Annotated in this window: 10 protein-coding genes and 1 other RNA gene; 7 read left to right on the plus strand and 4 right to left on the minus strand. The window is 34.9% G+C overall.

Annotation, left to right across the window (positions count from 1 at the left end; genetic code table 11):
• Position 1 precedes the first annotated feature (1 nt).
• Positions 2 to 1,582, minus strand: a complete 1,581-nt coding sequence (locus K6T82_RS01365; protein WP_223704228.1) for an FAD-dependent oxidoreductase — start codon at positions 1,580 to 1,582, stop codon at positions 2 to 4.
• 212 nt (positions 1,583 to 1,794) lie between these two features.
• On the opposite strand from K6T82_RS01365, the gene K6T82_RS01370 reads away from it, so the two are divergent.
• The 6 genes from K6T82_RS01370 (at position 1,795) to K6T82_RS01395 (ending at position 8,478) form a co-directional block, all read left to right on the plus strand.
• Entirely contained in the window at positions 1,795 to 2,136 is a 342-nt protein-coding gene (locus K6T82_RS01370; RefSeq protein ID WP_223704229.1) for a hypothetical protein, read from the plus strand.
• Positions 2,137 to 2,264: 128 nt separating this feature from the next.
• A complete protein-coding gene (locus tag K6T82_RS01375) occupies positions 2,265 to 2,489 on the plus strand; it encodes a DUF948 domain-containing protein (protein WP_223704230.1) in 225 nt (74 codons plus the stop codon).
• A 285-nt stretch (positions 2,490 to 2,774) separates the two neighbouring features.
• On the plus strand, positions 2,775 to 5,444 hold the full coding sequence (locus tag K6T82_RS01380) for a PAS domain-containing sensor histidine kinase (protein WP_223704231.1): 2,670 nt from the start codon (positions 2,775 to 2,777) through the stop codon (positions 5,442 to 5,444).
• 1 nt (position 5,445) lies between these two features.
• Positions 5,446 to 5,919: a response regulator gene (locus tag K6T82_RS01385; RefSeq protein ID WP_223704232.1), complete on the plus strand. Its 474-nt coding sequence runs from the start codon at positions 5,446 to 5,448 to the stop codon at positions 5,917 to 5,919.
• A 125-nt stretch (positions 5,920 to 6,044) separates the two neighbouring features.
• Entirely contained in the window at positions 6,045 to 7,265 is a 1,221-nt protein-coding gene (locus K6T82_RS01390) for a DUF763 domain-containing protein (protein ID WP_223704233.1), read from the plus strand.
• A 28-nt stretch (positions 7,266 to 7,293) separates the two neighbouring features.
• Entirely contained in the window at positions 7,294 to 8,478 is a 1,185-nt protein-coding gene (locus K6T82_RS01395; RefSeq protein WP_223704234.1) for an MFS transporter, read from the plus strand.
• A gap of 37 nt (positions 8,479 to 8,515) precedes the next feature.
• On the opposite strand, the gene ssrA is transcribed toward K6T82_RS01395, so the two are convergent.
• Positions 8,516 to 8,913, minus strand: a transfer-messenger RNA (tmRNA) gene (gene ssrA / locus K6T82_RS01400).
• A gap of 211 nt (positions 8,914 to 9,124) precedes the next feature.
• Complete coding sequence (locus tag K6T82_RS01405) at positions 9,125 to 10,327, minus strand: serine hydrolase domain-containing protein (protein ID WP_223704235.1); 1,203 nt, start codon at positions 10,325 to 10,327, stop codon at positions 9,125 to 9,127.
• Positions 10,328 to 10,567: 240 nt separating this feature from the next.
• Between K6T82_RS01405 and K6T82_RS01410 the strand changes: the two genes are divergently transcribed.
• Positions 10,568 to 11,770 (plus strand): NAD(P)-dependent oxidoreductase, encoded by a 1,203-nt coding sequence (locus tag K6T82_RS01410; RefSeq protein WP_223704236.1) that lies wholly within the window; start codon positions 10,568 to 10,570, stop codon positions 11,768 to 11,770.
• Positions 11,771 to 11,939: 169 nt separating this feature from the next.
• Here K6T82_RS01410 and fumC read toward each other — a convergent pair whose 3' ends face one another.
• Positions 11,940 to 13,325 (minus strand): class II fumarate hydratase, encoded by a 1,386-nt coding sequence (fumC, locus tag K6T82_RS01415; protein ID WP_223704237.1) that lies wholly within the window; start codon positions 13,323 to 13,325, stop codon positions 11,940 to 11,942.
• Positions 13,326 to 13,347: the final 22 nt, after the last annotated feature.

Below are 13,347 nucleotides of genomic sequence, written 5' to 3' on the forward strand. Positions count from 1 at the left end.
ATTATTTGATGTCGAGTTTGGATAAATTGTCTTTTGCAGGACCGTTTGTAACCGTTCCGTCTGCTGCAAATCTGGAACCGTGACATGGACAGTCAAAAGATTTTTCGTCTGCATTCCATTGTACAATACAACCTAAATGAGGGCAGACAGCCGAAAATGCTTGCAATGAATTATCATAATCCCGATAAGCGGCTATTTTGCGTAATCCGAAAGAAAGAATTCCGCCTTCTCCAGGTTTCAAATCGGCGGTGTTGTTCAGGTCTGCTGCAGCAATCCAGTCCAGATATTGTGTTGCCATATTTCCAGCTTCTTTTACAAAATCACCAAGAGCTTTGAAAGTAATTCGAGACGGATTGTATAGATGTTCCCATTTGTTTTCGACTCCCTGAATCATATCGGTTATAATCATGGCACCAATTGTAGCATGTGTCATTCCATTTCCAGAATCACCAGTAATCACATAAATAGTCTCATCTCCAGGATTTCTTCCCATAAAACCTAAAGAATCAAAAGGTTCCATGACTTGTCCAGACCATTTATAGCTGATTTCATCCAATAACGGAAAATATTTTTTGGTCCAAGCTTCCAGTTTGTCGTAACGTGCAATTTCCGGAATTCCTTCTTCATCTGCCTGTCCTGTTTTGTGATCTTCTCCACCGGAAATCAGTAAGTCGTATTCATCATCAAAACTTTCAATACGAACATAATGATAAGGTTCTGCCACCCATTTCGATTCCATATCACCTGTATCCCACCAAAGTGCATAAGGCAGACTTCCTTTTGGGATTTTACCAGCAATAACATATGTTCTGTAGGCATGCTGTTTGGTGTGCATGGTCAGAACATCATTAATTGGAGTATTGGTGGCAACAACTATATGTTTGGCACAAAATTCAAAACCATTAACGGTTGCACCTTTGTCTGTTATATTTTCGGCATGAGCTTCTGTATAAATAGTTCCGCCAAGATCGACAATAGCTTGAGAAAGTGCTTTTAAATAATGTAAAATATGAAATTGCGCCTGATTTTTAAAAACCAAACATCTTTGGTCCTGCGCTTCGGCTAGTGAAGGTGTATGATTTAGCAACATCGTGTCTAATCCTGCATGTTGTGTTGCTTCAAATTCTTTGTCTAAATTTTGATCTTTATCACTTGGATGAAGAAATAAATAACCGTTTACTCTTTTAAAATTACAATCGATATGTAGCTCATTGACGATTTTTTCGATTTCATCAATAGCTGCACTATGACTTTCAGCGGCAAGTTTTGCGCTTTCTTTTCCAAAAGTATTTTCAAGATAATAATAACGATCGTCTAGAGCACAGGTCAAATGTGCTGTGGTTCTTCCGGTTTCGCCACTTCCAATAAAACCATCTTCAACCAAAACTACTTTTTTTCCAATTTTTAGCAATTTATAAGCTGTTGTAATTCCGGCGATTCCTCCTCCTATAATCAAAACGTCTGTTTTGATATCTTGAGTTGGTTTTTCAAAAGCTATAATATCTGTGGAATCAATCCAAAAGGAAACATTATCTCCCGAAGTGATGCTTCCGTCGTTTAAGTTATTGTTTGAATTTTCCATTTTTAATCTTTTAATGATTTGTAATGCATTCCTATCAAAGCTACAAACTATAATTCCGAAAGGCTTTACAGCATTAATTCCTAATTTTTATAGGATTGCCAGTATGATTTTATATAAGAAATACTCAAAATACTATAAGCTTAACTGTTTTATAAATAGTTACTTAGCTTTTATGAAAATCAAACATTTTGAAAATCAAAAAAATAATTATTATGAAAGCCATTATGCAAATTAAAATCATGATTCTGATTGCTCTCGCCGGATTAACATTTTCGTGTAAAAACAATCAAGATGGATACAGCGACAAAATAGATACTGTAATATCACCTCTTGACAGTGATAGTGCAAAGAACAATACTGACAGTATAAAAAGTGAAGAACATATCTCAACAAATATTGAAACCACTCAAAAAAATGGTTCTGAAAGTACCGCAGGAACAGGAAGCGGACCAGGAGAAAGTTCTCAAGACGGTGCTACTTATACGACATCAACTGGAGTTCAAAAAGATAGTTTAAGACCTATGACTAAAGATTCTAAGAAGAAGAAAAAGTAAAAGATTGTTACGATTTAGGCTAGTTTGATATCTATAACAGGAATTTAAAATTATGTAATAGGATGATCGGATGATGTTTTATTTTTATAAATAATTAATGAAATGAATATTAATTAAAAATAAAAATCATGAAAACGATATCAAAAATTAAGATTGCTTTCTTATTTCTTGTGGCGGGATTAGCATTTTCGTGCAAAAAAAATGAAAGTACACCAGTTGATTCTACATATGATTCTATTCAAAATACAATTGATACTGTCGGACCTGAAGTAGATACAATTATGGATGATACAACAGCTATAATAGCACCAGACACCACTATGGTTAAGAAGGATGCTATGGAGAAAAAATAATCTGCTGGTTAAAAAATCTGAAGAATAAAAAGCTAAATCTAAAAGGTTTAGCTTTTTTTGATTGTAGAAACAACAGAAAATTAAGAGATTCAATTAAAAAATGATACAAATAAGAGCGTTTTTAGCTATATTTGATTAGGCTATTTAACATTCTAATATTAAATATTTTCGACAGCATAAAAAATGTTTTCATTTTAGTTGAGTGTTTTTTTTCTCATTTATAAATAATTAATAATTAAAAGTTTAAAAAGTAAAAAAAGCTTTTTTATACATGTTAATGAACCAATGGAGTTAATAAATAATCTGCACCTTTTTCAGACCGTTTTTAATGCTGCGCCTAATGGTATTGCAGTTTTAAAACCATTATACAGCAATAAAAACAAAATAGAGGATTTTTCTATATTACTGCTGAATACGGCTATGCTGACTTGGCTCAAAGATTTAAACTATAAAAATAAAAAGTATAGCGAGGTTTTTCCTTGGATTAAAAAAGATATTCTGGAAAAGCTTATTGAAACTTCAGAAACAGGTTTGTCTGTTAATTATGAGCAGTGGCATGAAATGCAGGGAACTAAAAAATGGTTTTTGTTTACTGCCGTAAAACAAGACGATTTGTTAGTATTGACAACCGAAGATATAACTGAAAAAAAGCAGGCAGAAACAGCTTTAAATAATGCACTTGCCGTTACAGAACAACAAAAACGTCTTTACGATTCGATTATCAATACAACTCCAGATTTGGTATATGTATTTGATCGGGATTACATTTTTACTTATGCCAACAAAGCTTTGTTGACAATGTGGGGAAAATCGGCAGAAGATTCTATTGGCAAAGGACTCCGAGAAAATGGTTATGAGGAATGGCATGCCGAAATGCACGAAAGAGAAATTGATGAAGTTATTGCTACAAAAAAATCAATTCGAGGAACAGTTTCTTTTCCGCATGCAGAATTAGGACGCCGAATTTACGATTATATTTTTGCTCCTGTTTTTAATGAAAGAGGTGAAGTTGAGGCCATTGCAGGAACAACCAGAGATATTACGGAGATAAAATTAGCCGAAGAAAAACTGCAGGCAAACGAGAATCGTTTCCGTAAAATGATTCACCAGACACCAGCTCCAACTCTTGTTCTTAAAGGCGATGATTTGGTTATTGAGCATATTAATAAACATATGCTGCAAATGATCGGTCGTGGAGAAGAAATTGTCGGTATGCGATTGATCGATGTTTTACCTGAGCTCGAAGGACAGTATGTTTGGGAACAGGTTTTAAATGTTTACAATAAAGGAATTCCGTTTGATCAAAGTGAGGTTTTAGTTCCACACAACCGCACAGGTGAATTGAAAAACTATTATTATAATTTGGCTTATCGTCCGCTTATTGAAGATGGGCAGATAACCGGAATGATTCAGGTTGCGGTAGAAGTGACTCAGCAAGTTGTAGCACGACAAAAAATGGAAGAAAGCGAAAAGCGTTTCCGTGCTTTGGTCAATGCATCTTCTGATTTGGTCTATCGAATGGATGCCGACTGGATGGTCATGCACAGCCTAGAAGGAGACGGACTTTTAACCAATTCAGAAGAACCCCTTGTCAATTGGCTGGATAAATTTATTCATACCAGTGATCTGCAAAAAGCCGTTAATCTTATTTCGCAATCTATTATAGATAAGAGTATTTTTGAGATGGAACACAGGGTTATAAATCCAGATGGTTCTATTGGTTGGGTGTTTTCGAGAGTCGTTCCTATATTAGACGAAAATGATAAAATAATAGAATGGTTTGGTACAGCAAGCAATATTACTTCACAAAAAGAACTTCAAGAAGTAATTAAAGAAAGTGAAGAAAAATTTCGACAACTGGCAGATCTTGTTCCTCAAATTATTTGGACAGCAAAACCAGACGGATTTACAGATTATTACAACAGTCGCTGGTACGAATATACAGGACTGAGCGAAGATAAGTTTGGCGATTCGAGCTGGATGCCGGTTTTGCATCCAAATGATGTTTCTTTGGTTAAAGAATTTTGGTATTATAGTGTAGAAAACGGGAATGCTTATCAATTAGAATACCGTATCAAAAACATATATTCAAATGAATACAGATGGTTTTTAAGTAAAGCCGTTCCTATAAAAGACAAGACAGGAGCCATAACCAAATGGTTCGGAACCTGCACTGATATTCATGAACAGAAATCGATTACCGAAAAATTAGAAATTCTTGTAGCCGATCGTACCAAAGAATTGCAGCGATCTAATGATGATTTGCAGCAATTTGCCCATGTTGCCTCACACGATTTAAAAGAGCCTGTTAGAAAAATTAAAACATTTCTAAGTCGATTAGAAGATCATCTGGACGGAAAACTGGACGAGTCTTCGACAAGATATATAGAAAGAATTCATGTTGCAGCTGATCGTATGTTTAATATGATTGATGGAGTTTTGGCCTATTCTAAAATTAATGCCGATCTGCAGAAAACCACTTTGGTCGATTTAAATGAAATTATAAAAAATATCGAAAACGATCTGGAAATTGCATTGCAGAAATCAGACGGAAATATTCTGTATCAAAATCTCCCAAAATTGCAAGGAGCTTCAGTTTTGCTGTATCAATTATTTTATAATCTTATTAATAATTCCATTAAATTTGCTAAAGAAGGAACACCTCCGGTAATTACTATTTCGTCAGAAATAACAAATGGTTTAAATAAAGACTTTGCAGTGATTACTTTAGAAGATAACGGAATTGGTTTTGCATCTAATCAGACGAATCAAATTTTTGAGACCTTTACACGTTTAAATCCTAAAGATCGTTACGAAGGAACAGGTTTAGGGTTATCGCTTTGCAAGAAAATAGCAGAACGACACGGAGGAAGTATTACAGCTTCTGGTACTCCGGATCAGGGAGCAATATTTAAAATAAAATTGCCATTAGAACAAATTGAGAATGATATTTAATATGGAGAAAAAGATAATTTTACTGGCCGATGATGACATGGACGACACAGAGATGTTTTGTGAAGCCCTGGCAGATATAGATGAAAGTGTTATTTGTCACACTGCAGAAAATGGTAGTGAGGCTTTAAAAATTCTTGCAAGTCTCGATCAAAGCCCTGGAGTTATTTTTTTAGACTTAAATATGCCGATTATGAATGGTTGGGAGTGCCTAAAAGAATTAAAGTCAGACCAGCGTTATAAAGACATTCCCGTGATTATGATCTCAACTTCTTCCCATAGAAATGATATGGATACTGCCGCAAATCTTGGAGCTGTATGTTATTTTGTAAAACCTAACAATTTTAAGGATTTAAAGCACGTCCTAAAAATTATTACTTCAAATTTAAACGGAAACTTAAAAGAGGCAATCAAAGAAATACAAGCAGGAAATTTGCAACATGTCTTTGTTTGCGATGAAAATAATTTAAAATCATAGATAATTAAAAAGTTTCTTTTTCCGATTTTCAAATTCGTTACTTTTTAAGATTGTTAAAACCTTGTCGATTTATTAAGAAACTCACATTTGTATTTTGCTTATTTTTGCAAGTATAAATTTGACAAATGAAACGTTCAGGTACAGCAGATCTTCCCTTACATTACGGACATGTTCCGATGTGGCTTGCTGAACGAATGTCAAAACTGGGATTTGCAATTGTAGAAACGATTGCTTTAGAATTTTCAACTTCCGAAGTTATTAGTAAATTAAGTAATCCGTTTTGGTTTCAGAGTTTTGGAGCCGTTATGGGAATGGATTGGCATTCATCTGGAATTACAACTTCTGTACTTGGAGCGTTGAAAAGATCGGTTAATCCGCATTCAAAAGAATTGGGAATATACATTTGCGGAGGAAAAGGGAAACATTCGATGTTAACACCTCAAGAACTCTTTTTCGTTGGCGAAAAAACAGGTCTTGACGGAAATAATCTTGCCAATTGTAGCAGACTTACAGCCAAAGTTGATAATACCGCCATACAAGACGGATTTCAATTGTATCAGCATAATTTTATTGTAGACGATAAAGGGCAATGGGCTGTTATTCAGCAAGGAATGAATCCGAATTCGCAAACTGCTCGAAGATATCATTGGCATTCTCAGGATTTAAAATCTTTTATAAATGAACCTCATACATTTATTTATGGCGAAAATCAAGGCAATATTTTGAATCTTACTGCCGATGCTGCCACAAAATCAAGAGAAGGAATTTTAGAACTGGTCAAAGAATCTCCAACTAAAATTATAAAAGAAATGCAGCATCTTTCTATGCCGGCGCATCATGATGTTAGAATAGAAGATGTTAATATGAAAAGGTTAGGAGCCATGCTTTGGACAACTCATGATAATAAACCAGAAGATTTTGAAGAATTGTTGCTTCTAAAAGGAATGGGTCCAAGAGCTTTGCAATCGCTGGCTTTAGTTAGTGAAATTATCTACGGAACTCCAACCCGATTTGAAGATCCTGCTCGTTTCTCTTTTGCACATGGAGGAAAAGACGGACATCCGTTTCCTGTTCCTGTCAAAATTTATGATGAAACAATAGATACGTTGCAAAAAGCTATTAATCGTGCAAAAATTGGGAACAGCGATAAATTGAGTGCGATTCAGAAACTATCAGAAATTTCAAGAAAGGCAGAAGAAAGCTTTACACCAAATGATAATTTCGACGCTTTAGTTCAAAGAGAAAGAGACAATTCGCATTTATATGGCGGAAGAACTGTTTTTGGAGATGCAAAACCTAAAAAGAACAAACCTAATAATCCGAGCAATCAACTTGAATTGTTCTAAAAATTCAATTACTATTTAAAATCAGATAATGTCAGAAAAAGAAAAATCAATCTATACCTTACAATTCATTTTACTTTGTTTAAGTTCTTTGTTGTTTTCTTCCAGTTTTAATATGATGATACCAGAACTTCCAAATTATTTGAGCAGTCTTGGAGGTGCAGAATACAAAGGTTTAATTATTTCGTTATTTACTTTAACAGCGGCTATCTCGCGACCTTTTAGCGGAAAACTTACAGACAAATGGGGACGCGTTCCTGTTATGGCCATCGGATCTTCTGTTTGTGTCATTTGTGGTTTTCTGTATCCGATTTTAAGTTCTGTTTCTGGTTTTTTATTGCTTCGTTTGGTACACGGTTTTTCTACAGGATTTAAACCTACATCGACTTCTGCTTATGTAGCCGATATTATTCCGCAAAAAAGATGGGGAGAAGCTTTAGGAATGCACGGACTTTGTTTTGGTATCGGTGGAGCGCTCGGACCGGCTTTAGGAAGTATGATTGTTAATGCTTTCGGAATGAATGTGATGTTTTACAGCTCTTCTTTTCTTGCATTCTTGTCCATTATTATTGTATTTAATATGAAGGAAACGCTTGCTGCGAAAGAAAAACTAAACAAATCGATGTTTATTATTGGGAAAAAAGACATTGTTGATCGAAATGTGTTTCCTGCGGGAATTATCACTTTTCTTTCGTATACCGCTTTTGGAATTATTTTGACTTTAATTCCAGATTGGAGTCAACATTTGGGAGCAACCAATAAAGGGATATTTTTTACTGCCTTTACGGTGGCTTCGGTTGTAATTCGTTTTTTTGCCGGAAAAGTTTCAGACAGACATGGCCGACCAAAAGTCATTCTGGCAGGATTAATCATAACTTCTTCTGCACTTTTTGTAATAAGTGAAGGAAGAGATCTACAGATGTTATTGATTGGAGCAGGATTTTACGGAATTGGAACAGGAATTTTATCTCCGGCAATAAGCGCCTGGACAATTGATTTAAGTAATCCGGATCACAGAGGAAAAGCAGTTGCGACAATGTATATTTCAATGGAACTTGGAATAGGCTGCGGTGCTCTTTTTGGAGGAACGTATTATAATGATCAAATTATGCGAATCCCACAAATCATAAAGTTCGATATCCTTATTCTGACTTTAGGAATTGTATATCTTTTTTATTGGAGAAGAAACAAAAGAAAGAAAGTTAATTTGATTTAATAAAAAAAGCCTGTAAACAAAGAGTTTACAGGCTTTTTTGTGGAGTCGCCGAGAATCGAACTCGGGTCCAAACAAGCAACTAAAGAGCTTTCTACACGCTTATTTCCTGATTAGATTTTCGATGTTAAGCTAGGCCAGAAACAGCCACCGAACACTTATCTTCTTAATTTTCGAAACCTACCCGAAGCTCATAGATATCTAGGTTTATTTTTACGGTTCCCCTGAACGGAACGCCACAAACCAAGGCTTTCCAGGAGAATCCAGCTTCCCTACCTTGTAGAGACGTGGCGCAATCGTACTATGATTCGGATTATGCAGCTAAAGCGTAATTATTTTCGCCGTGTAAAAGTTTGAGATCTTATATTTACGAGCAAGGTCTCAATGCTCGACGTGCTTACTGTTCAATTCGACTTGCTGTCAAAACCAGTCGACCCCAAAAATGAGTCTGCAAATGTAGAATATTTGAAATTACTTTTTATTAAAATTTTCAGAAAAATTTCTAGTAGTCGAAAGTCGCAAGTCCAAAGTCTTAAAGTCCAATACTTTTGTGTTTTTACTATTTAGTTTAACCTAAAACCGCAAAGTAAATATCGGCAAAGTTTTAAAACTTTATGACTTTCAACTTTATGACTTTACGACTGTTGCCTTACTCTTCGTCTTTAAAATTAAAAGGGTAATCGCCAAATATTGGTGCCAATTTGCGGACTGCGTAAGTATTTCTTGTCATCTTGTTAGAAAGAGCAATAATCGTAACGCCTTCTTTCATCAAAGTAATATAAGATGAGGTATTTCCGTGCCACCATCCATTATGAAAATAGAAGTTTTGTCCCGTTTCCCAATTGATCATTCTGATTCCAAGACCGTAGTTTTTCGTTCCTTTTCTTTCATTACTGTAACCTGTGTAAACTTGTTTCAGTAATTCAGGTTTTAAGAAATCTGGTGATTGTCGTGCGCGATCAAATTTTAAAAGGTCTCGTGCTGTAGAAAAAACATTTTTGTCTCCGTAAACATTGTCTAGATAATCAAAGCCGATTTCTACACCATTTCCTTTATAAGATGGAACAATTTTTTTTCTGTCTTTATCATCATCAAATACATAAGTGTTTTTCATTCCCAAAGGTTTGAAAATCATTTCAGACATTGCTTCTTTATAGCTTAAGCCAGTGATTTTTTCTATAATAAGCGCCAACATCGCATAATTGGTATTGCAATAACTAAAACGTGTTCCGGTTTTAGATTCCAAACCAATATCTTTAGTTGCCAAAATATCTAGAATATCTTTATTGGTTAATTGATTATGCCTGTCCCAAATAGATTTGTCTCTATCAGTAAAATAAGCATAATTACGCATCCCTGTGCGATGAGTTAACAACATTCTAATCGTACAATCTTCGTAAGGAAAAGTCTTTAAAATGGTGTTTACCTTTTGGTCTAAATCAATTTTTCCTGCGTTGACCAATTTTAAAATTGCTGTCGCCGTTAAAACTTTACTCACAGAAGCGATTTGCACCGGAGTTTCAGCCGTTATTTTCGTGCCTTCGTTTTTATTCGCAAATCCGTTATATCTTTCAAAAAGAATCTGGCCGTTTTTTGCTACCAGAAAGCTTCCGTTCATGTTGTTATTTGGCCAGTTTTTGTTGTAAAAATGATTTATTCTGCCAACTACAGCATTTTTATAAGCCTGAGAAACTTGTTTTTCTGTTCCTAAAGGCTTCATTTTAGGTAGTGTATCTTCGACTGTCTGAGTAGTATCGGTATCTATTTTTTTGTTTTGACCACATGAGCTTAAAACTAATACTGAGAAAAGTATTTGTGGTATCTTTGTTTTTTTAAGGAAAATCATTTGCATCGTTCTTTAAAAACAAATATATCGAATTCAAAATTGTTGTTTTCTCAATTTTAAGGCTTGTAGATGGTGTTTTTAACATAATTTTAAGATAGGCTTAATATAGTTCTTTGTTTTTCAGCTTCTAACGGTTTTGAAACAATCTAAATAGAATTTTGGAAACAAAAATTTAACTATATTTGTTATATTTGAAACAAATACAATGTAAAAAGTTATATTATTGAATATTTAAAATCAGTTGAAATGAAATTTGGAATTATAAAAGAAAGGAAAAATCCACCAGATAGACGAGTTGTATTTTCTCCAGATGAATTAGCAAAATTAAAGCAGGTTTATCATGACGCTTCGGTTGAAGTGGAAAGTTCAGATATCAGAATTTTTACTGATGCAGAATATAAAAATATGGGAATTACTGTAACCGAAGATGTCTCAAATTGCGATGTTTTATTTGGTGTAAAGGAAGTTCCTGTTGAAAATTTGATTCCAAACAAAGCCTATTTTTTCTTTTCTCATACCATTAAAAAACAACCTCATAATAGAAAATTGCTTCAGGCGATTTTAGAAAAAAATATCGATTTGTACGATCATGAAACTATTGTTGATGAATTGGATCGCCGATTAATTGGTTTTGGAAAATATGCTGGAATGGTTGGTGTTTACAACGGGATTAGAGCTTTCGGAATAAAATTCGAGTTATTCAAACTACCAAAAGCAGAAACGCTTTCAGGAAAGGAAGATTTAATCAAACATTTAAAGCGTATTACAATGCCCGCTTTAAAATTTGTTGTAACAGGAACAGGAAAGGTGGGGAGCGGAGCCAAAGAAATTTTGGATGCTATTAAAATTAAAGAAATTACAATTGACAACTATCTAACTAAAAAGTATGCTCAGGCAGTCTATGTTCAGTTAGATGTTTTAGAATACAATAAAAGAAAAGACGGTCAGGTTTTAGATTTTAAAGATTTTATTCATCATCCAGAAGAATACGAGTCTGATTTTGAAAGATTCACGAAAGTGTCTGATATTTATTTTGCTGGACATTTTTATGCAAGTAATGCGCCAATGATTCTAACAAGAGAAATGTTAAATGCAAGTGACTGCCAACTTAAAGTTGTGGCAGATATTTCCTGCGACGTAAATGGACCAATTGCTTGTACAGTTCGTTCTTCGACAATTGCGGAACCTTTGTATGGTTATTTTCCTTTAGAAGATAGAGAAGTAGATTTCTTTCATCCAGCCGCAGTTGCGGTTATGGCAGTAGATAATTTGCCTTGCGAAATTCCAAAAGATGCCAGTGAAGGCTTCGGAGAACAATTTATGGAACACGTAATTCCAGCTTTCTTCAACGGAGATAAAGACGGAATCTTAAAACGCGCTAAAATCACAGAAAACGGAAAATTAACGGAGAGATTTAGTTATCTTCAGGACTATGTAGACGGGAAGTAAATTTTTGTTTCAGGTTTCAAGTTTCAGGTTTCAGGTTTCAGGTTTCAGGTTTTAAAAAAAGGAGAAAATTTTTAATTTTCTCCTTTTTTTATTTAAGTTTTTTGTTTTTATCCGTTCCGTGTTTCCAACATGAAACATGAAACTTGAAACTTGAAACAAAAAAACTAATTTACACCATATCCTCAGGTTTCACCCAAGCATCAAAATCTTCGGCTGTTACGTAACCTAAACGAACAGCTTCTTCTTTTAATGTAGTTCCGTTTTTGTGAGCGGTTTGAGCGATTTCTGCAGCTTTATAATATCCGATTTTTGTATTTAAAGCCGTTACTAGCATTAAGGAGTTGTCGACCAATTCTTTTATACGTTTGTAATTTGGTTCAATTCCTTGCGCGCAATGCTCATCAAATGAAACACAAGCGTCACCTAATAAATGAGCCGATTGTAAAAAGTTGGCTGCCATTACCGGTTTGAAAACATTCAACTCGTAATGTCCTTGCATGCCACCAACAGCGATTGCCATATCGTTTCCAATTACTTGCGCGCAAACCATTGTTAAAGCTTCACATTGTGTTGGATTCACTTTTCCTGGCATAATAGAAGATCCAGGTTCGTTTTCAGGAATATGAATTTCACCAATTCCAGAACGTGGTCCAGAAGCCAGCATTCTAACATCGTTTGCAATTTTGTTTAATGAAACGGCCAATTGTTTTAAAGCTCCGTGTGTTTCCACAATGGCATCGTGTGCAGCTAAAGCTTCAAATTTGTTTTCGGCAGTTATAAAGGGATGATTGGTGAATTTTGCGATATATTCAGCAACTTTTACGTCGTAGCCTTTCGGAGTGTTTAATCCTGTTCCAACTGCAGTTCCTCCTAAGGCAATTTCAGATAAATGCGCTAAAGTATTTTTTAAGGCTTTTAATCCGAATGCTAATTGAGAAGCGTAACCAGAGATTTCTTGTCCTAAAGTTAGGGGAGTGGCGTCCATTAAGTGCGTACGACCGATTTTAACTACGTCTTTAAATTCAGTTGCTTTTTTTACTAATGTTGCGTGTAGTTTTTCAACTCCAGGGATTGTGGTTTCTACAACCATTTTGTAAGCTGCGATATGCATTCCGGTTGGGAATGTGTCGTTTGAAGATTGTGATTTGTTTACATCATCGTTGGCTTTGATGAATTGTTCGCCTTCGCCGATTTCGAAACCTTTAAGAACTTGAGCGCGATTTGCAATTACTTCGTTAACGTTCATGTTACTTTGTGTTCCTGAACCTGTCTGCCAGATTACAAGAGGAAATTGATCGTCTAGTTTTCCTTCTAGAATTTCATCACAAACTGCTGCAATAGCATCTCTTTTTTCGATCGGTAAAACACCTAAGTCATAATTGGCATAAGCTGCGGCTTTTTTTAGATAAGCAAAACCTTCTACAATTTCTTTTGGCATAGAACCTGATGGTCCGATTTTAAAATTATTTCTGGAACGTTCTGTTTGTGCACCCCAATATTTATCGGCTGGGACTTGTACTTCTCCCATGGTGTCTTTTTCTATTCTGTATTTCATTATGTTGTATGTAAAATGTTAT

This window comes from Flavobacterium potami, assembly GCF_020026915.1.
GTDB classification, from domain to species: domain Bacteria; phylum Bacteroidota; class Bacteroidia; order Flavobacteriales; family Flavobacteriaceae; genus Flavobacterium; species Flavobacterium potami.